This window comes from Bacillus sp. N1(2025) (assembly GCF_053470005.1).
Window position 1 is genome coordinate 1 of sequence record NZ_JBLTJB010000046.1, and the last position, 326, is coordinate 326.

The following is a 326-nucleotide window of genomic DNA, read 5'->3' on the forward strand; positions in this document are numbered from 1 at the left end:
GTATCCTCGGATTTTAACCTGTTCATCTATTCTTCCCAGGTATTCGATCTCCCCGTTAGGCAGCCATCTCGCCAAATCTCCAGAGCGGTATAACTTCCCTTCGCCATATGGATTGTCGATAAACTTCTGCGCTGTTAATTCAGGCTGGTTTAGATATCCCTTGGCTACTCCGTCTCCGGCGATGCATAGCTCACCAGGAATGCCAATACCACATAACTCCATCTCATTCAGTATATAGAGCTGCATATTGGCAATGGGACGCCCGATTCCTACACTTAAACCCTTATCTTTTTCGCTGGAATAGATATAGTCACAGCATCCTAGAT

The 326-nt window shown here is 45.7% G+C and carries 1 protein-coding gene; it reads right to left on the minus strand.

Features of this window, described 5'->3' with window-relative positions:
• On the minus strand, nt 1-326 hold a 326-nt coding region (locus ACNFN4_RS22280; RefSeq protein ID WP_448200495.1), incomplete at both ends, for an AMP-binding protein.